The organism is Cupriavidus sp. USMAA2-4, from assembly GCF_001854305.1.
In the GTDB taxonomy this organism is placed as follows: Bacteria; Pseudomonadota; Gammaproteobacteria; order Burkholderiales; family Burkholderiaceae; genus Cupriavidus; species Cupriavidus malaysiensis.
Genome location: NZ_CP017748.1, coordinates 1,137,938 through 1,156,367, shown reverse-complemented (window position 1 = coordinate 1,156,367; position 18,430 = coordinate 1,137,938). Strand labels below are relative to the sequence as shown.

Sequence of the window (18,430 nt, the reverse complement as noted above, 5' to 3'; positions counted from 1 at the left end):
TTTTGGTTCAGCCGGATACTAAGTCGTTCAAGCGGAACTGTGCAATGCGGTGGATCTGGTTGATGCAAGTTTGCAACTCGACCGCCGGCTCGTTTTCCACGCGCTCGCCGAAGGCCGCGATGATGCCGGCACGGTCGTAGCCGCGCACGGCGAGGATGAAGGGGAAGCCGAATTTCTCGTTGTAGCGCTGATTCAGTGCCTGCAAGCGGGCGAATTCCTCGGGGCTGCAGCGGTCGAGTCCGGCGCCGCTCTGCTCGCGCGTCGACTCCGCGGTCAGCTCGCCGCGCACCGCGGCCTTGCCGGCCAGTTCCGGGTGGGCGCGCACCAGGCGGATCTGGGCGGCATCGCCGGCCGCGTCGACTTCGGCGCGCATGGCGTCGGCCAGCTCGGCCGCATTGGCGAACGGCCGGCGCGCGGCCACGCCCTGGGCCACCCAGGGCGAATGCTCGTAGATGCCCCCCAGCACGGCGATGAACTCCGCCTCGGGCATCGTGTTCAACTGCTTCAGGGTATAGGTCTGGCTCATGCTTGCTTGGCGGAAGTGTGGGGATGGTGCTCGGCCCAGTGGCGGGCAATGTCGACGCGGCGGCAGATCCAGACCTTGTCGTGGCCCTGCACGTAGTCGAGGAAGCGTTGCAGCGCGCGGAAGCGGGCAGGGCGGCCCAGCAGCCGGCAGTGCATGCCGACCGACAGCATCTTGGGACGGTCCAGCCCGGCCGGGTCGCCTTCCGCATAGAGCACGTCGAAGGCGTCCTTCAGGTACTGGTAGAACTGCTCGCCGGTGTTGAAGCCCTGTGCGGTGGCGAAGCGCATGTCATTGGTGTCCAGCGTATAGGGCACCACCAGGTGGGGCTTGCTCTCGCCGTTGCCCAGCGCGACCTCGGTCCAGAACGGCAGGTCGTCGCCGTAGTAGTCGGAGTCGTAGAGCAGGCCGCCGTGCTCCACCACCAGCCGGCGCGTGTTGGGGCTGTCGCGGCCGGTGTACCAGCCCAGCGGCAGCGAGCCGGTCAGGGACTTGATGATCTCCATGCCGATACGCATATGCTCGCGCTCGATGTTCTCGTCCAGGCCCTGGTAGTGGATCCAGCGCCAGCCGTGGCAGGCGATCTCGTGGCCCAGCTCGACGAAGGCGCGGGTCACTTCGGGATGCCGCTGCAGCGCCATCGATACGCCGAACACCGTGAGCGGCAGGCCGCGCTGCTCGAACTCGCGCAGGATGCGCCAGACCCCGGCGCGCGAACCGTACTCGTAGATGCTCTCCATGCTCATGTGGCGGTCGGGGTAGGCCGCCGCACCGATGATCTCGGAGAGGAACTGCTCGGAGCCGGGGTCGCCGTGCAGCACGCAGTTCTCGCCGCCCTCCTCGTAGTTGAGGACGAACTGGACGGCGATGCGTGCGCCGCCCGGCCAGCGGGCGTGCGGCGGCTGTCCGCCGTAGCCGATGAGATCGCGTGGATAGTGTTGGTCTTTCATCTGGGTCTTTTCACATCAGAGGACGGGCGGGCACCGGTGAAGCCCGGGGGCCTCCGCTGGCGCGGGGCAGCCCCGGTGCTGCGCGACGGCGGACGGGGCCGCCGCGCGCTTACTCGGTGCCGTGCGAGTTGGCGGCAGCGTGGCGCATGGCTTCCTCGCGGGACTGGATGCCGTTGTAGAAGAGGTTCAGCACGACGGCGACGATGGTGCCCAGCACGATGCCGCTGTGGGTGAACGGGTCGGTCCACTTCGGCAGGTACTGGAACAGGGTCGGCGCGAGCGTCGGAATCATGCCGAAGCCGATCGCGATCGCGACGATGAACAGGTTGTGGCGGTTGCGGTTGAAGTCGCAGGAGCCCAGGATGCGGATGCCGGTGGCGGCCACCATGCCGAACATCACGATGCCGGCGCCGCCCAGCACGAACTGCGGCACCGAGGCCACCACGTGGGCCATCTTGGGGAACAGGCCGAAGGCGATCAGCACGATGCCGCCGGCCACCGCCACGTAGCGCGAACGCACGCCGGTCACGGTGACCAGGCCGACGTTCTGCGAGAACGAGGTATAGGGGAAGGTATTGAAGAGGCCGCCGATCACGGTGCCCAGGCCGTCGGCGCGCAGGCCGTTGGTCAGTTCGGCGTTGCTCAGCCGCTTGCCGGTGATGTCGGCCAGCGCCAGGAACATGCCGGTGGACTCCACCAGCGTGATCAGCATCACGATGCACATCGACAGCACGGCGGTGAGCTGGAAGGTCGGCATGCCGAAGTGAAGCGGCGTGATGACGGCCACGTAGCTGGCTTCGTTGAGTCCCTCGAAGGAGACCTTGCCCATGGCCATCGACACCAGCGTGCCGACGATGATGCCGATCAGCACCGCGCAGTTGGCGACCAGGCCGCGCCCGAAGCGGGTCAGCAGCAGGATCACCACCAGCACCAGGCCGGCGACGGCGAGGTTGCCGAGGTCGCCGTAGGCGAGGTTGGGCACGTCCTTGACCACGCCGTCGATCACCGCGCGCACCGTGGGCTGGCCGCCGCCGGCCCAGTTGATGCCGACACGCATCAGCGAGAAACCGATCAGCGTGATGACGGTGCCGGTCACCACCGGCGGGAACAGCCCGAGCATGCGGCCCATCAGCGGCGCCACCAGGATGCCGAAGATGCCCGCCGCGATCACTGCGCCGTAGATGCCGAGCAGGCCCACGTTGGGATCCGAGCCGATGGCGATCATCGGAGCCACCGAGGCGAAGGTCACGCCCATCATCACCGGCATGCGGATGCCGAACTTCCACACCCCGAAGGCCTGGATCAGCGTTGCGATGCCGGCCGCGAACAGGTCGGCGTTGATCAGGAAGGCAAGCTGGTCCTTGGGCAGCTTGAGCGCGCCGCCGACGATCAGGGGAACGGCGACGGTGCCGGCATACATCACCAGCACGTGCTGCAGGCCGAGCGCGAGCAGCCTGCCCGAAGGCAACCGCTCGTTGGTGAGGTCCGTGGGGACCGTGGTGCTTGCGCTAGTCATCGAAGTGTCTCCTCTCCTTGGGTTTGGTGGGAACGCCGTCGCGCCGCGGTCTGCAACCCGGTCCCGCACTGCGCGCCCTCTGGGGGGACGCTGTGTCATGAGCAGGATTCGGGCCTTGTCGCGCAGGCCGCGTCATCTGGCGCGGCGGCGGGAACGACAAGGCGCTAGGTGGAGCGGCCCAGCACGCTGCGAAGGTCGAAGGTGCCCGGTTCGTCGGGCTGCACACGGTCCGCGCAGGCGCCAAGGTGGTGCGCCATGCGCGCCTGGGCGAGGGCGGCGTCGCCCTGTTCCAGGGCATCCAGGATCTCTTCGTGCTCGTCGAACGAGCAGGCATTGTTGCCGGGAGCTTCGACGCTGGCGATCATCAGCGTGGTACGCGAGACCAGGCGGCGCATCATGTTGACCAGCAGCGCGTTGCCCGACAGCTCGGCCAGCGCGGTGTGGAACTCGGCCGAGAGCCGGATCCAGGTCGGGCGGTCATGGCTGAGGAAGGCCTGGCGCTCGGCCGCCACCATCTTGCGCAGCGGCGCCACCACGGCGCGCGCATCGCGCATGCCGGCCACCTTCTCCAGCACGGCGCGCTCCATCATCTGGCGCAGCTCGAACATATCGTGCGCCTCGTCGGTCGACGGGCTGGCGATGAAGGCGCCGCGGTTCGGCTCCAGGTCGACCATGCCGTCGGCGGCCAGCCGCGACAGTACCTTGCGCACGGTGTGGCGCGCGGTGGCATAGATTTCGCAAAGCGAGTGCTCGGTCAGCTTGGTGCGCGGCGGCAGCCGGTGCTCCATGATCGCGTCGTAGATTTCGTGATACATGCGCTCTTCGACCGGGCCCTTGCGCGCGGGCCGTGCCGCGCTGGGGGCAAGGGTGTCTTCGGCACCGGCAATCAGCTTGAGATTCTTGGACATCGTGGCACCAGCTAAGGGGAGGGGATGCGGCCGCCGGGGGACTGCGGGAGGCGGATGGCGATCCGAAAATTGTTGACAATTATTTGGCTGTGCCTTCAATATTGTCAACAAAACAAAACCATGTTTTCGACAGGCAAGGGTAATCCCCGGATATCCGCCGGATTCCTCGGGTTATCCCTGATTTGTCAAACGGACCGGTCGGGCGCATCGTCGCCCGCAATCGGTTCAGCGCCGGGATGCGTTGGAAACACGTACCGAGCGGGCACCGGATTCCCCAATCCGGTGCTAGTGAAGGCAGCGGCGCCCCTCACAACCCACAGCCCTAAGGAAGACAGGATGGGACGCTTGACCACTCACGTGCTCGACACGGCAGCCGGCACGCCCGGACAAGGTATGTCGATCACTCTGCATAAAATTGTCGACAATCGCCGCGAAACCCTGAAGACGGTCGTGACCAACCACGACGGCCGCTGCGACCAGCCCCTGCTGGAAGGCGAGGCCTTCGCCCCCGGCGTGTACGAACTCGAATTCCATGCCGGAGACTATTTCCGCGCGCGCGGCGTGAGCCTGCCCGAGCCGGCCTTCCTCGACGTGGTGCCGCTGCGCTTCGGCATTGCCGATACGGGCGCGCACTACCACGTGCCCCTGCTGGTCTCGCCGTGGTCGTACTCGACCTACCGCGGCAGCTGAGCCGACGGCATCGGGAAACAGGAGACAAGTCATGGAAGGCTATATTCTCGACTGGGCCAATCTGCTGCTGCGCTGGCTGCATGTCATCACCGCCATCGCGTGGATCGGTTCGTCTTTCTACTTCGTCTGGCTGGATAACAGCCTGACCAAGCCCACCGCCGGCGACCTGAAGGACAAGGGTGTCGATGGCGAGCTGTGGGCCGTGCACGGCGGCGGCTTCTACAATCCGCAGAAGTACCTGCTTGCGCCCAAGCAGTTGCCGGAGAACCTGCACTGGTTCTACTGGGAGTCCTATTCCACCTGGATGTCGGGTTTTGCGCTGCTGGTGGTGCTGTACCTGTTCAATGCCAGCACCTTCCTGATCGACAAGAACGTGTTCGACATGTCGCCCGGCGCGGCGGTCGGCTTCGCGGTCTCGTACCTGCTGATCGGCTGGATCGTCTACGACTGCATCTGCCGCATCTTCGGCAAGAACGACGGGCTGGTGGGGGTGCTGGTGGCCCTGTACGTGGTGGCGGCGGCCTTCGTGGCCTGCCACGTATTCTCGGGCCGCGCGGCGTTCCTGCTGACCGGCGCGATGATCGCGACCATCATGAGCGCCAACGTACTGGTGTGGATCATCCCCGGCCAGCGCAAGGTGGTGGCAGCGCTCAAGGCAGGCCAGCCGGTGGATCCGATCCACGGCAAGCGCGGCAAGCAGCGCAGCGTGCACAACACGTATTTCACGCTGCCGGTGCTGTTCGCCATGCTGTCCAACCACTACAGCATGACCTACAGCTTCAAGTACAACTGGCTGGTGCTGGTGATGATCATGGCGGCGGGCGTCTTCATCCGCCAGTTCTTCATCCTCAAGCACAAGGGCAAGATCAACGTCGCCTGGCCCGCGGTGGGCGTGGCCCTGCTGGCCGGCGTGGCGGTGATGATCGCGCCGCAGCCGCGTCCCGCGGTGGCCGCCAGCGACGCCGACGGCGCCGCCAACCAGGTCAGCTTCGCCAAGGTGCAGGAGATCATCAACGCCCGTTGCGTGCAGTGCCACGCGGCCCAGCCGAAGATGATGCCGACCGCGGCCAAGGGGATCATGTTCGACTCGGCGGACGAGATCAAGTCGCACGCGCAGCTGATCTACCAGCAGGCGGTGCAGCAGAAGACGATGCCGCTGGGCAACGTCACGCAGATCACGGATGACGAGCGCGCGCTGCTGGGCCAGTGGTTCGAGGGCGGCGCCAAGACGGCGAACTGAAGGTGGCGGGCCGGCCCGGCGGGCCACAGCAGCCGGGTCGGCAGCGCCGACGCGCCAGGCGCGCGCCGCGAGGGCGCTGCTTGGCAGGAAGATCGGTGATCGACGGTCCGCCGGCCGTCCCCGCGTTCGCGCGGGGTGGCCGGCAGCAGGGCCGGAGAGGGTTTGAACGGGGCCTCGTGCCCCGTTTTTTTATGCCCGCAGCGGGCGTGCCGCAGGCGGCGGCACGCGGGCAGTACGCGAGCGGTACATTCAGCCAGGCTCAGCCGTGCCAGTGGCCCTTGACCCAGGCCCAGCCGCCGCCGGCCTCATAGCGCCACACCCAGTGGCCCGGCACCCAGAAGGCATGCGGCGTGGGCGCAACCGTGATCTGCTCGACGATCACCGGCGGCATCGGCGCCACCGGCTGCTCGACCCACTTGCCGTGCACCCACAGCCAGTCGTTGCCGGCCCACTTCCAGTGGCCGGGCACCCAGTTCCAGCCGTAGCCAGGGGCCGGGCCGCGGTCCTCGTGCACCGGTGCCGGCATGGCCCGCACGACCTGGTGCGGCGCCGGCTCGCGCACCACCACTGTGCGCTCGGTCACGCAGCCGCTCAGCGCGGCGGCGGCGGCCAGCGCGGCCAGGGCCGCCTGCGCGGCACGTGCGGCGCGCCGGCCGTGCATGGCCCGGCGCGGGCGTGTTGTCTGGTTCGACATCAATCCTTCTCCTCGTCAAGATTCGATCCGCCTGGGGCGGCGTGGCCGGCGGCCAGGCCGTTCCAGTGCTGCTTCCTTAACGGGCGAGGGGGAGGGCGGTGAGACAGCAAGTTGTAAGCGCACGTTTCCGCGCCGGCGGGGCCGGCGCGCGTGCCGCGCTCAGGCGCCGACGTCCAGCAGCGCCAGCACGCCCAGCACGACGAAGATGGCGGCGGCGATCTTGTGCACCAGTCCGATCGGCAGCTTGTCGGCGAAGCGGCCGCCCAGCAGCACGGCGGGCACGTTGGCCAGCATCATGCCGAAGGTGGTGCCGGCCACCACGGCCAGCACTTCGCCGCTGAAGCGCGCGCCGAGCGCCACGGTGGCGATCTGCGTCTTGTCGCCCATCTCGGCGAAGAAGAAGGCGACGATGGTGGTGCCGAGGATGCCGAGCGCGCCGCGCACCGGCTTGCCTTGCTCGACGTCGTCGAGCTTGTCGGGAATCAGGATCCAGGCCGCCATGGCGATGAAGCCCAGGCCCAGGATCCAGCGCAGCAGCGAGGGGCCGACCATATGGGTGATCCAGCCGCCGAGCGCGCCGGCCAGTCCATGGTTGACCAGGGTGGCGATCAGGATGCCGAGGATGATCGGCAGCGGGCGCCGGTAGCGCGCGGCCAGCACGAGCGACAGCAACTGCGTCTTGTCGCCCATTTCGGCGAGGGCGACGATACCTGTGGAGACGAGGAAGGCTTCCATTTTTCTTGAGATCACCGGGCCGGACGCATCTGCGAGATGCCAATGACGCACGCCTTCCCCGGCCCTGTCCGGAAAAGCGACGTCATCGGTCTCGCCAGGCCCTGGGCACGGGCCGCGCCGGATGGCAGGCCCTGGTCCCGGAAGCTGCGCACGCCATAACCGCAAGCGGTCAAGTCTGTTGACGTACGCCTCCGCGTTCCGGCTCCCGCATTGCGCGGGACGGTGACGGCGGAGCGGCTACTCCCCAATGGAAGTGCGGATTATAGCGTTGCCGTGGCGGGCAAGTCCACCGCCGCCGGCCGCGGTGCGGGCGCTCTGTCGTGCCGGCGCCATGGCCGGCGGGTGCCCCGCGCCGGCGCGTTCCCGTCGCTTCAGACGGGAACGGGCGAGTTCTCGCTGGTCTGGCGGCCGCGGAAGTCGGTCCAGCACAGCGCCTTGAAGTCATACAGCTTGCAGCGGCGTGCGGTGTCGAAGTACCAGCGCCAGAAGAAGTTCTGCACGATGATGCGGCCCGGCAGCGCGTGCTCGAGCACGGCCTGGGCACGCTTCAGGTGGTAGAGCGGCACGCTCATGTCCACGTGGTGGGCGGTGTGCTCCATGATGTGGTGCAGCGCGGCGCCGATGCCGTAGCGGAAACGCAGGTGCACGGTGGTCGAGACGAAGGGCTGGGCGCGCGTCCACATCGCCTTGGTCTCGTACCAGGCCACGCTGGCGTGGGTGTGGTGCACGTAGAGCACGAAGCCGACCGTGGCGTTCCAGACCAGGAAGGGCACGACGAAGCCCATCGTCAGCAGCATCCAGGCCGACTGGCCGGTGACCGCGGCCAGGGCCAGCAGCGCGCCGATCCAGGCCGCGCCGAAGGCGGCCACCAGCAGGCAGTCCCAGGTGAAGATGGCACGCCGGGACGGCATCTGGCGCTTGCTGGGGAAGAACAGCTTGAGCCACCAGATCTCGATCAGGTAGTACAGGCCGGGGCCGAGGCCGGTGCGGTAGACGCGCTCCAGCGCGCGGCGCCAGCGCGGCAGCGCGCGGTATTCCTCGAGCGAGTAGGGCGCCCACACGAAGTCGAAGCCCTTCAGGTTGGTGTAGCCGTGATGCACCACGTTGTGGCCGATCTCCCACAGGCTGTACGGTGTCAGCGAGGGCAGGAAGGTCAGCCGCCCGAGCCATTTGTTGAGGCCGCGCCGGGGCGTCAGGCTCTGGTGGCAGGCGTCGTGGCCGATGATGAACAGGCGGGCGATCATCAGGCCGGCCAGGATGCCCAGGCCGAGCTTGGCCGCCCAGTGCGGCGCCAGCACCACGCCGGCGAGGACTGCCAGGAACAGCGCGGTGTCGAGCAGGGTCAGCGCCAGCGGCAGTGGCGTGGTGCGCCGGCCCAGCGGGATCAGCCAGCCGCGGATGATCTTGCGCGAGGGCAGCGGCGCATCGGGCGCGATCGGCTCGGGCAGCGGTGCCTGCCGGCGCGCGCCGGGCGCCGGCGCGGCGGTGGTGTCGGGACAGGGCTCCATGGCCCGGGCTTGCAGCTTGGCGGTCATGCGGTTTTTCCAAGGTCGGTGACGCGCGGCGTGCGGCCGGGACCGGTCTTGGCCCGGCGCGCCGGCAGGCCGCGCGCGAAGCGACAGCTTAGTGGCCCTGCATGACGGCCGTGTTGACCGTGGTCAACAGGGGGCGGGCATGGCGCGGCGGCGGGGCGCCATGCCGCGACGAAGTGCCTTGGGCGTCTCTCAGACAGCCTCGCCCATCACATAGACCTGGTCGATGACACGGTCATCGCCCAGCATCGCGAAGGCGAACAACTGCTCTTCCAGCGTTTCGGAGCGGGCGCTGCGGCGTGCGATCAGCGGCGTGGCCTGCGGGTCGAGCACGATGAAGTCGGCCTCGCAGCCGGGCGTGAAGCTGCCGACGCGCTCGGACCAGCCTAGCGCGTCGGCGGCCGCGCGCGTGGCCAGGTAGAACATGCGCAGTGCGGTCAGGTAGTAGCCGCCCATGCGCGCCACCTTGTGCGCGGCGTTCATGGTGCGCAGCATGGAGAAGGAGGTGCCGCCGCCGACGTCGGTGGCCAGCGTGACATTGAGGCGGTTGGCGTCGGACTGGTGAAAGTCGTAGAAGCCGCTGCCGAGGAACAGGTTCGAGGTCGGGCAGTGCGCCACTGCGGCGCCGCTGTCGGCCAGGCGCCGGCGGTCGTCCTGGTCCAGGTAGATGGCGTGGCCGTAGAAGGCGCCGGGGCGCAGCAAGCCGTAGTGGTCGTAGACGTCCAGGTAGCTGCGCGCGTGCGGGAACAGTTCGGCGACCCATCTGACCTCGTCGCGGTTCTCCGCCACGTGGGTCTGGATGTAGGCGTCCGGGTAGGCGCGCGCCAGTTCCGCACAGGTGGCCAGCTGGGCCTCGCTCGAGGTCGGTGCGAAGCGCGGGGTGATGGCGTAGCCGAGGCGGCCTTTGCCGTGCCAGCGCGACAGCAGCTCGGCCGAGTCGCGCGCGCCGGATTCCGCGGTGTCGCGCAGGAATTCGGGGCAGTTGCGGTCCATCAGCACCTTGCCGGTGACCATGCGCAGGTTGCGCTGGTGGCTCTCGGCGAACAGCGCGTCGGCCGAGGCGGCGTGCACCGTGCTCCAGACCACCGCGCTGGTGGTGCCGTTGCGCAGCAGTTCCTCGGTGAAGAAGCCGGCCACGCCGCGCGCGTAGTCCGGGTCCTCGAAGCGGCGTTCCTCGGGGAAGGTATAGGTTTCCAGCCAGTGCAGCAGGCCTGGCGACGGCGAGGCGATGATGTCGGTCTGCGGAAAGTGGACGTGGGTGTCGATGAAGCCCGGCACGATCAGCTTGCCGCGGTGGTCGATCACTTCGGCGCCGGCAGGGATTTCCGCGGCCAGGCGGCCATGGTCGCCGGCGGCGACGATGCGGCCGTCGCGGATGATCAGCAGCCCGTCCTCCCAGTACTGATAGGCGTCCTCATGGAACTGCGGGTCGCGCTGGAAGTGCAGCACGCGGCCGCGCACGGCGCGGGTGGCCTGGCTCGCGTGGCTGGGGGAGGCGTTGGCGGGAGTGGTCGTCATGGGTTCGTCTCAGGGCCCGGCGGCGCGGGCCGCAGCCCTGGCACGCCGGTTGTTCTTGGATTGCGCCTCGCTCAGGCCGCGGCAGGCGTGGCGGGCGGGGAGCGCCAGAAGTGGTCCACTTCGGCGAGGAAGTCGGCCTTCTGCGCTGCGGGCAGGAAGGCCGCTTCGAAACTGTTGCGCGCCAGCTTGTGCGCGTCGGCCGCGTCCAGCGGCAGCGCCTCGAAGACGGCTTCCCAGTTGGCGTTCATGTAGCCGCCGAAGTAGGCGGGATCGTCCGAGTGCAGCGTGACGGCGACGCCGGCATCGAGCAGCCGCTTGAGGGAATGGTCGCGCAGGTCGGGATAGACCTTCAGCTTCTGGTTCGACAGCGGGCACACCGTCAGCGGCACGCGCTCGCGCGCGAGGCGCTCGACCAGCGCGGCGTCGTCGATGGCGCGCACACCGTGGTCGATGCGCTCCACCTTGAGCAGGTCGAGCGCGTCGCGCACGTAGTCGGCCGGGCCCTCCTCGCCGGCATGCGCCACCAGGTGCAGGCCCAGTTCGCGCGCGCGGGCGAACACGCGCGCGAACTTCTCGGGCGGGTTGCCGCGCTCGGACGAGTCCAGGCCGATGCCGACGAAGCGGTCGCGGAAGGGCAGAGCGGCCTCCAGCGTGGCGAAGGCGTCTTCCTCGCTGAGGTGGCGCAGGAAGCAGAGGATCAGGCTGCTGGAGAAATCGTATTCGGTGCGCGCCTGGGCCAGCGCATCGGCGATGCCGTCGATCACGGTCGAGACCGGCACGCCGCGCGCCGTATGCGTCTGCGGGTCGAAGAAGATCTCGGCATGGCGGACGTTGTCGGCCACCGCGCGGCGGACGTAGTCCATGGTCATGTCGAAGAAGTCTTCCTCGGTCAGCAGCACGCTGGCGCCGGCGTAGTAGATGTCGAGGAAGGACTGCAGGTCGGTGAAGGCGTAGGCCGCGCGCAGCGCCTCCACGGTGGGGTAGGGCAGCTTGACCTGGTTGCGCTGGGCGAGCTGGAAGATGCGCTCGGGTTCGAGCGTGCCTTCGATATGGACATGCAGTTCCGCCTTGGGGCTGCGGCGGATGCGTTCGGCGAGCGCGGCGTCGATGGACATGGGGGCCTCTGATGATTGCCCGGCGGGATTCACCGGGTGACGGGTTGCGCCGTCCCTTGCGGCTGCCGGGCGCTGGCGGTCAGGGCGGCAAGCCGCTGATCGCGCACCTGGAGCAGTTGGGCGACGATGGCAACCGCAATCATAGCTGGAGCCTTGTCGGTGATGCCGGCCACCCCCATCGGGCAGGTCATCTCGGCGAGGCGCGCGCTGTCCACGCCGCGCTCGGCCAGGCGGTGCTCGAAGCGCGCGCGCTTGGTCTTCGAGCCGATCAGGCCGAAGTAGGCGAAGTCGCGCCGCCGCAGGATCTGTTCGCACAAGGCCAGGTCGAGCGCGTGGCTGTGCGTCATCACCAGGAAGTAGCTGCCGCGCGGGGCCGCGTCGACCTCGGCCTCGGGCGTGTCGGTGGCCTCGGCGCGCACGTTGGCGGGCAGGCCCGGCGGGAACAGGGTGTCGCGCTCGTCGACCCAGCGCACCTGGCACGGCAGGTTGGCCAGCACCTTGACCAGGGCGTGGCCGACATGGCCGGCGCCGAACAGCACGATCTGCATGGCGTCCGAGACCAGCGTGTCGTTCCAGCCACCGCCGGCCTGCAGCACCACCGCCGGCGCCACGGCACGGCTGGGCGCATGGCGCGCGGGACCGGATGGCGGCACCGTGCGCAGCAGCGCGTCGCCGCGCGCGAAGGCCGCCTCGACCGCATCGAGCCAGGGCAGGTCGGCCTCGCCCAGCACCTCGAAGGCGAGCTTGACCACGCCGCCACAGCATTGGCCGAGGGCCGGCCCGAGCGGGATGCGCTCGATGCGGCGCGACGGGCTGCCGCTGCCGGCGTCCAGCATCGTGCGGGCGATCTCCATGCCGCGCCACTCCAGGTGGCCGCCGCCGATGGTGCCGACCAGCGCGTCCGCCGTCACCAGCATGCGCACGCCGGGCTCGCGCGGGGCCGAGCCCTTGACCTCGACGATGGTGACCATCGCCACGGGCACGCCGGCGCGCACCCAGCGGGCGGCATCGGCGAAGCGGAAGGGTTGGAGCGGAGCGTCCTGCATGGTTCGGTCTCTGGGTGGTGGCGGGTTTCGGCTGTCGGTGTCGGCTGTGCTGGATGCGGCGATCGGTGGTTTGCTGCGGTCTTGCCTTCGAGGCTTGGGGGCAGGCTGGCCGCGGGTGGCTCCACGCGAACTGCCTGCGCCCGTCGGTCATCCCCCGCGATCCGTCATTCCTGTGCAGCCACCGCCTCCCTCACCGCGTCCGCGGCATCGAGGATCGCCTCGCCGGTGGCCGGAGCCGTCAGCGGCGGATTGATCCGGTAGTCGCCCAGCGCCGCCACGGCGTCGCGGATGGCGAAGAAGACCGAGAACGGCAGCAGCAGCGGCGGCTCGCCGACAGCCTTGGAGCGGTGGATGCTGTCTTCCACGTTGCGGTTCTGGAACAGCCGCACGTTGAAGGTCTCCGGGCAGTCGTTGACGGTCGGGATCTTGTAGGTGGACGGCGCATGCGTCATCAGCTTGCCGTTCTGGTTCCACCACAGCTCCTCGGTGGTCAGCCAGCCCATGCCCTGGATGAAGGCGCCCTCGACCTGGCCGATGTCCAGCGCCGGGTTGAGCGAGCGGCCGGCGTCATGCAGCACGTCGGCGCGCAGCAGGCGCCATTCGCCGGTCAGCGTGTCGACCAGCACCTCGGAGCAGGCCGCGCCGTAGGCGAAATAGTAGAAGGGACGGCCCTGCAGCTTGCTCTGGTCCCAGTGCAGCTTGGGCGTGGTGTAGAAGCCGTCGGACCACAGCTGCACGCGCGCCACGTAGGCTTCGCGCGCCAGCTCGTCGAAGGGCTGGCGCAGTTCGCCGGCCACCACCAGGTCGTCGCCGAAGCGCACTTCCGACACGTCCACGCCGGCCTTGCGCGCGGCGAAGGCGGCCAGGCGCTCGCGGATCTGGCGGGCCGCGTCCTGCGCCGCCTTGCCGTTCAGGTCGGCGCCGGTGGAGGCGGCGGTGGCCGAGGTGTTGGCCACCTTGCTGGTGTCGGTGGCGCTGCAGCGCACGCGTTCGAGGCGGATGCCCAGTTCGTGCGCCACCACCATCGCCACCTTGGTGTTCAGGCCCTGGCCCATCTCGGTGCCGCCGTGGTTCACCAGCACCGAGCCGTCGTTGTAGACGTGCACCAGTGCGCCCGCCTGGTTGAAGTGGGCCACGTTGAAGGAGATGCCGAACTTCACCGGGGTGATGGCGATGCCCTTCTTCAGCACCGGGCTGGCCGCGTTGAAGGCGCGCGTGGCGGCGCGGCGGGCGCGGTATTCGCTGCTGGCCTCGAGCTCGTCGAGCAGTTCGTGGATGACGTTGTCCTCCACGGTCTGTCCATAGGGCGTGACGTTGCGCTCGCCCTTGCCGTACAGGTTGGCGCGGCGCACGTCGAAGGCGTCGCGCCCGACCGCGCGGGCGACGTTGTCGAGGATGTACTCGATGGCAAAGGCGCCCTGCGGGCCGCCGAAGCCGCGGAAGGCGGTATTGCTCTGGGTATTGGTCTTGCCGCAGTAGCCGTCGATCTGCACGTCCGGCAGCCAGTAGGCATTGTCGAAATGGCAGATCGCGCGGGTCATCACCGGGCCCGACAGGTCGGCCGAGAAGCCGGCGCGCGACACCATCTCCACCTGCACGCCTTCGAGGCGGCCCTCGGCATCGTGGCCGGCCTGGTAGTCGAAGACGAAGTCATGGCGCTTGCCGGTGATCATCATGTCGTCGTCGCGGTCCGGGCGCAGCTTGACCGGGCACAGCAGCTTCCACGCCGCCAGCGCCGCGCAGCAGGCGAACAGGGCCGACTGCGATTCCTTGCCGCCGAAGCCGCCGCCCATGCGGCGGCACTCCACCTGGACCTGGTGCACGTGCCAGCCCAGCATATGGGCCACCGCGTGCTGCATCTCGGTGGGGTGCTGCGTCGAGCACCACACGTGCATGCCGTCGTTTTCCTTGGGGACGGCATAGGAGATCTGGCCCTCCAGGTAGAACTGCTCCTGGCCGCCCAGGCGGATGTGGCCGCTGTCGCGATGGGCCGCGGCGCCGATGCGGGCAGCGGGCTCGCCGCGCGTCAGGTGCATCGGCGGCAGCACATAGCTGCCCGCGGCGTGCGCGGCCTCGGGCGACAGTACCGGCGGCAGGTCTTCGTACTCGATCTCGCCCAGGCGTGCGGCGCGGCGCGCCGCGTCGTGCGAGCTGGCCACCACCAGGAACACCGGCTGGCCGATGAACTGGACCACCTCGCGGGCCAGGATGGGGTCGTCGTGGATGATCGGGCCGCAGTCGTTGACGGCCGGGATATCGTCCGCGGTCAGCACCGCGACCACGCCGCGCGCGGCGCGCACCTTGTCGAGCGAGATCGACCTGATGCGCGCATGGGCGCGCGCACTCATGCCCAGGGCGGCGTGCAGCGTGCCGGCCAGCTCGGGGATGTCGTCGGTGTAGGTGGCGGTGCCGGCCACGTGCAGGTGGGCGGACTCGTGCGGGCGCGAGATGCCGACCTGTGGCGCAGCCTCGGTGGCCACGCTTTCGTCGAGCAGGAAGGGTTCGGTCTGCTTGTTCATGCCGTTCACTCCTTAGACACCGGCGGCGATCACGTCGGCGCCGGCGCCGGGGGCGCGGACGTTGACACTGGCGGCGGGCAGCGCGTCGGCGCGCGTCTCCAGCCAGAAGCGGTAGAGCAGGTTGGCGGCGCCGCGCGCGCGGTAGGCGGCGCTGGCGCGCATGTCGGTCAACGGCGTGTAGTCCTGGCCCAGCGCGGCCATGGCGGCGCGCGCGCTGGCTTCGTCCCAGGGCTGGCCGGTGAGGGCCGCCTCGGCCGCGGCGGCGCGCTTGGGCGTGGCGGCCATGCCGCCGAAGGCGATGCGCGCGCGCGTGACGATGCCGTCCTCGACGTCGATGGCGAAGGCGGCGCAGACCGCGGAGATGTCCTCGTCGAAGCGCTTGGACAGCTTGTAGGTGCGGAAGTGCGCCGGGCCTGCCAGCGGCACGCGCAGCGCGGCGACGAACTCGCCTGCGGCCATGGCGGTCTTCTGGTAGGCCAGGTAGAGGTCTTCGAGCGGCAAGGTGCGGCGCGTGTCGCCATGTTGCAGCACCACTTCGGCACCGAGCGCGATCAGCGCCGGCATCGAATCGCCGATCGGCGAACCGTTGGCGATATTGCCGCCGAGCGTGCCGGCATTGCGGATCGGCAGCGAGGCGAAGCGCTTCCACAGCTCTTCCAGTGCCGGGTGATGGGCCGTGAGCGCGGCGTAGGCCGGCTCCAGCGGCACGGCGGCACCGATCTCGAGCATGCCGTCGCGCGGTTCGACGTAGTACAGGTCCTGTACCTGGCCGATATAGAGCAGGTCGCCCAGTTCGCGGAACTGCTTGGTCACCCACAGGCCGACGTCGGTGCTGCCGGCCAGGATGCGGATGCCCGGCTCGGCGGCCTTGAGCGCGGCGAAGGCGGAGGCGGTGCGCGGCGCATGGAACTGCCGGCCGGCGGCGCTGTAGTGGAAGGTGCCGTCGCGGCGCAGGCCGCGCAGGGCCTCGGCGATGCTGCGCGGCTCGAGCTTGCCGGGCCTCGGCGCGGGCAGCGCCATCATGCGCTGGCCGGCGTCGATGATGGGACGGTAGCCGGTGCAGCGGCACAGGTTGCCGGTCAGGGCATCGCAGATGGTGCTGCGCGCGGGGGCGTCGCCGCCCGGGGTGTGCTGCTGGTACAGCGCCCACAGCGACATGACGAAGCCGGGCGTGCAGAAGCCGCATTGCGAGCCATGGCATTCCACCAGCGCTTCCTGCACCGGATGCAGGGTGCCGTCGGCCTGGCGCAGGTCCTCGACCGTGATCAGTGCCTTGCCGTCCAGCGTGGGCAGGAACTGGATGCAGGAGTTGACCGCCTTGAAGGCGACCTGGCCGTCGTCCTGCAGCTCGCCGATGACGACGGTGCAGGCGCCGCAGTCGCCCTCGGCGCAGCCCTCCTTGGTGCCCGTGCAGCGCACGTCCTCGCGCAGGTACTGCAGCACGGTGCGGGTGATCGGGGCGTCCGCGACTTCCTGGATCTGGCCGCGATGGTAGAAGCGGATGGGTTGCGTCTCCATGGTCTCGTATTCCGTTAGGTGCCTTGTGTTATGGCGTGAAACATAGCATCGGGCTGGAGCAAGCAATATTCGGCCCAGGTGATGTGCGCCATCAGGGCGGAGAGCGGGCGGCCAGGGTGCGCGCGGATTGACCTGCCGCCGGGTGCCTCGCTTACACTATGCGCCGTTCCCATCCTCCTCGCCACCACCGCCGCCGGCCCGGCCGGCCCCGCGGCGACCGCCCCATGCACGGACGCGACCATCTCGATACCTACCTGCTGCGGGTGCTGCATACCCTGCTCACCGAGCAGAGCGTGACCCGCACGGCCGTGCGCCTGGGCCAGTCGCAGCCGGCCATCAGCAATACGCTCAAGCGTCTGCGCGAAATCACCGGCGATGCCATCCTGGTGCGGGGCAAGAGCGGCATGGTACCGACCGAGCGCGGCCGCGAGTTGCTGCTGCTGGCCGAGCAGAGCCTGGCGGCGATGGACCGCATCGCGCGCCCGCCGCAGCAGTTCGACCCGGCCACCACCACGCGCACCTTCCACCTGGGCGCGCCGGACTACCTGGACGCCTTCTTCCTGCCCAATATCGTCGAGCGGGTGCGCCGGCTGGCGCCCGGCGCCAAGCTGTTCGTGCATCCGATGACCGCCGGCAGCGACTTCCTGGAGGACCTGGAGCAGGGCCAGCTCGACATCGTGGTCGGCAACTGGCTGTCGCCGCCCGAGCACCTGCACATCTCGCCGCTGTTCGAGGACGAGGTGGTCTGCATGCTGGGCGCCCAGCATCCGCTGGCGCGCAAGGGCCTGACGCTGAAGCACTACCTGGAGATGCCGCACCTGGCGCCGGCGCCCTATGCCTCGATGCAGCGCAGCATGATCGACCAGGCGCTGGCCGAGCAAGGCTACAAGCGTAATATCCAGGTCACGCTGCCGTATTTCGGCCTGGTGCCCTACGTGCTGATGAAGACCGACATGGTCTTCACCACGGGCCGACAGTTCGCCGCCCACTACGCCCAGTACCTGCCGATCCGCATGGTGCCCTCGCCGGTGGTCTTCCCGCGCATGCGCTTCTACCAGCTCTGGCACGAGCGCTGCCACGCCGCGCCCGATGTGCTGTGGCTGCGCCGCATGATCGCCGAGGTGGCGGCCGACCTGCCGCAGGTGGCGGACGCCGCCTGAACCGGCGTTCTCTGCACAATGGCGGTGCCGCGCCGCCCGTGCCGGGTGCCTGCGCGATCCGGATTACACTGCATCCAGCGGCAATCCTGCCGCAGCCGATCACAAGGAGCGCCATGCTGGAAACGGCCGCGCTGGCAGCCGGGTTGTCCTGGACCAGCGGCTTCCGCCTCTACCTGGCCGTGTTCACCGCCGGCCTGCTGGCCCGCCTGGGCTGGCTGCACCTGCCCCCCGGGCTGCAGCCGCTGACGTCCTGGTGGGTGCTCGGCCTGGCCGCGGTACTGGCGCTGGCGGAGTTCCTGGCGGACAAGATGCCGGGCTTCGACTCGGTCTGGGACGGCATCCAGACCTTCGTGCGCATTCCCGCCGGCGCCATCCTGGCGGCGGCCGCCTTCGGCCAGCTCGATCCGCAGTGGGTGGTGGCCGCCGGCCTGGCCGGCGGCACGCTGGCGGGCACCGCCCACGCAGTCAAGGCGGGCACGCGCGCCTTGATCAATGTCTCGCCCGAGCCGTTTTCCAACTGGGTCGCTTCCTTCAGCGAGGACCTCGGCGCCACCGCCGGCCTGCTGCTGTCGTTCTTCCTGCCGCTGCTGTTCCTGGTGCTGCTGCTGGTCTTCCTGGGGCTGGCCGCCTGGCTGCTGCCACGCCTGTGGCGCGGTGTACGCCGCCTGCACGGTGCCCTCGGACGGGCCGCGGCGCGGACGCGGCAGCCGGCCGGGCGCGAGTAGCGGGTATCGTGATGGCGATCGCCTTGTCGTGCCACGGCGCG

16 protein-coding genes and 1 riboswitch are annotated in these 18,430 nt (G+C 69.3%); of the genes, 4 read left to right on the top strand and 12 right to left on the bottom strand.

What is annotated here, in order from left to right; genetic code table 11:
• Nucleotides 1-7: 7 nt before the first annotated feature.
• From uraD to BKK79_RS05115, 4 genes are all read right to left on the bottom strand, one after another.
• Nucleotides 8-526, bottom strand: coding sequence for a 2-oxo-4-hydroxy-4-carboxy-5-ureidoimidazoline decarboxylase (uraD, locus tag BKK79_RS05130; protein WP_071037266.1), 519 nt, complete (start codon nt 524-526; stop codon nt 8-10).
• Entirely contained in the window at nt 523-1,473 is a 951-nt protein-coding gene (gene puuE / locus BKK79_RS05125; RefSeq protein WP_071011822.1) for an allantoinase PuuE, read from the bottom strand. Before puuE ends, uraD begins: the two co-directional genes overlap by 4 nt.
• A 109-nt stretch (nt 1,474-1,582) precedes the next feature.
• On the bottom strand, nt 1,583-2,989 hold the full coding sequence (locus tag BKK79_RS05120) for a nucleobase:cation symporter-2 family protein (RefSeq protein ID WP_071011824.1): 1,407 nt from the start codon (nt 2,987-2,989) through the stop codon (nt 1,583-1,585).
• A gap of 164 nt (nt 2,990-3,153) precedes the next feature.
• Nucleotides 3,154-3,897 (bottom strand): GntR family transcriptional regulator, encoded by a 744-nt coding sequence (locus BKK79_RS05115; protein ID WP_071011825.1) that lies wholly within the window; start codon nt 3,895-3,897, stop codon nt 3,154-3,156.
• Nucleotides 3,898-4,233: 336 nt separating this feature from the next.
• Here BKK79_RS05115 and uraH point away from each other — a divergent pair, with 336 nt between their 5' ends.
• Nucleotides 4,234-4,587: a hydroxyisourate hydrolase gene (gene uraH, locus BKK79_RS05110; protein ID WP_071011828.1), complete on the top strand. Its 354-nt coding sequence runs from the start codon at nt 4,234-4,236 to the stop codon at nt 4,585-4,587.
• A 31-nt stretch (nt 4,588-4,618) separates the two neighbouring features.
• Nucleotides 4,619-5,827: a urate hydroxylase PuuD gene (locus BKK79_RS05105; protein WP_071011830.1), complete on the top strand. Its 1,209-nt coding sequence runs from the start codon at nt 4,619-4,621 to the stop codon at nt 5,825-5,827.
• A 259-nt stretch (nt 5,828-6,086) separates the two neighbouring features.
• Here BKK79_RS05105 and BKK79_RS05100 read toward each other — a convergent pair whose 3' ends face one another.
• The 8 genes from BKK79_RS05100 to xdhA all read right to left on the bottom strand — a co-directional run bounded on the left by BKK79_RS05100 (nt 6,087) and on the right by xdhA (nt 16,504).
• Nucleotides 6,087-6,521 (bottom strand): YXWGXW repeat-containing protein, encoded by a 435-nt coding sequence (locus BKK79_RS05100; protein WP_071011832.1) that lies wholly within the window; start codon nt 6,519-6,521, stop codon nt 6,087-6,089.
• A gap of 159 nt (nt 6,522-6,680) precedes the next feature.
• Nucleotides 6,681-7,256, bottom strand: a complete 576-nt coding sequence (locus tag BKK79_RS05095) for a TMEM165/GDT1 family protein (protein ID WP_071011833.1) — start codon at nt 7,254-7,256, stop codon at nt 6,681-6,683.
• A 53-nt stretch (nt 7,257-7,309) separates the two neighbouring features.
• A riboswitch (yybP-ykoY riboswitch) is annotated at nt 7,310-7,522 on the bottom strand.
• Nucleotides 7,523-7,627: 105 nt separating this feature from the next.
• On the bottom strand, nt 7,628-8,764 hold the full coding sequence (locus BKK79_RS05090; protein WP_071038426.1) for a fatty acid desaturase: 1,137 nt from the start codon (nt 8,762-8,764) through the stop codon (nt 7,628-7,630).
• A gap of 216 nt (nt 8,765-8,980) precedes the next feature.
• A complete protein-coding gene (gene guaD / locus BKK79_RS05085; protein WP_071011835.1) occupies nt 8,981-10,306 on the bottom strand; it encodes a guanine deaminase in 1,326 nt (441 codons plus the stop codon).
• A gap of 71 nt (nt 10,307-10,377) precedes the next feature.
• Nucleotides 10,378-11,421, bottom strand: coding sequence for an adenosine deaminase (locus BKK79_RS05080; RefSeq protein ID WP_071037265.1), 1,044 nt, complete (start codon nt 11,419-11,421; stop codon nt 10,378-10,380).
• A gap of 29 nt (nt 11,422-11,450) precedes the next feature.
• A complete protein-coding gene (gene xdhC, locus BKK79_RS05075; protein WP_071037264.1) occupies nt 11,451-12,467 on the bottom strand; it encodes a xanthine dehydrogenase accessory protein XdhC in 1,017 nt (338 codons plus the stop codon).
• 164 nt (nt 12,468-12,631) lie between these two features.
• Entirely contained in the window at nt 12,632-14,986 is a 2,355-nt protein-coding gene (xdhB, locus tag BKK79_RS05070) for a xanthine dehydrogenase molybdopterin binding subunit (protein ID WP_071037263.1), read from the bottom strand.
• Nucleotides 14,987-14,998: 12 nt separating this feature from the next.
• Nucleotides 14,999-16,504 (bottom strand): xanthine dehydrogenase small subunit, encoded by a 1,506-nt coding sequence (xdhA, locus tag BKK79_RS05065; protein ID WP_071011841.1) that lies wholly within the window; start codon nt 16,502-16,504, stop codon nt 14,999-15,001.
• Between the two features lie 224 nt (nt 16,505-16,728).
• On the opposite strand from xdhA, the gene BKK79_RS05055 reads away from it, so the two are divergent.
• Complete coding sequence (locus tag BKK79_RS05055; RefSeq protein ID WP_071011843.1) at nt 16,729-17,664, top strand: LysR substrate-binding domain-containing protein; 936 nt, start codon at nt 16,729-16,731, stop codon at nt 17,662-17,664.
• Between the two features lie 113 nt (nt 17,665-17,777).
• Entirely contained in the window at nt 17,778-18,389 is a 612-nt protein-coding gene (locus BKK79_RS05050) for a DUF4126 domain-containing protein (RefSeq protein ID WP_071037261.1), read from the top strand.
• Nucleotides 18,390-18,430: the final 41 nt, after the last annotated feature.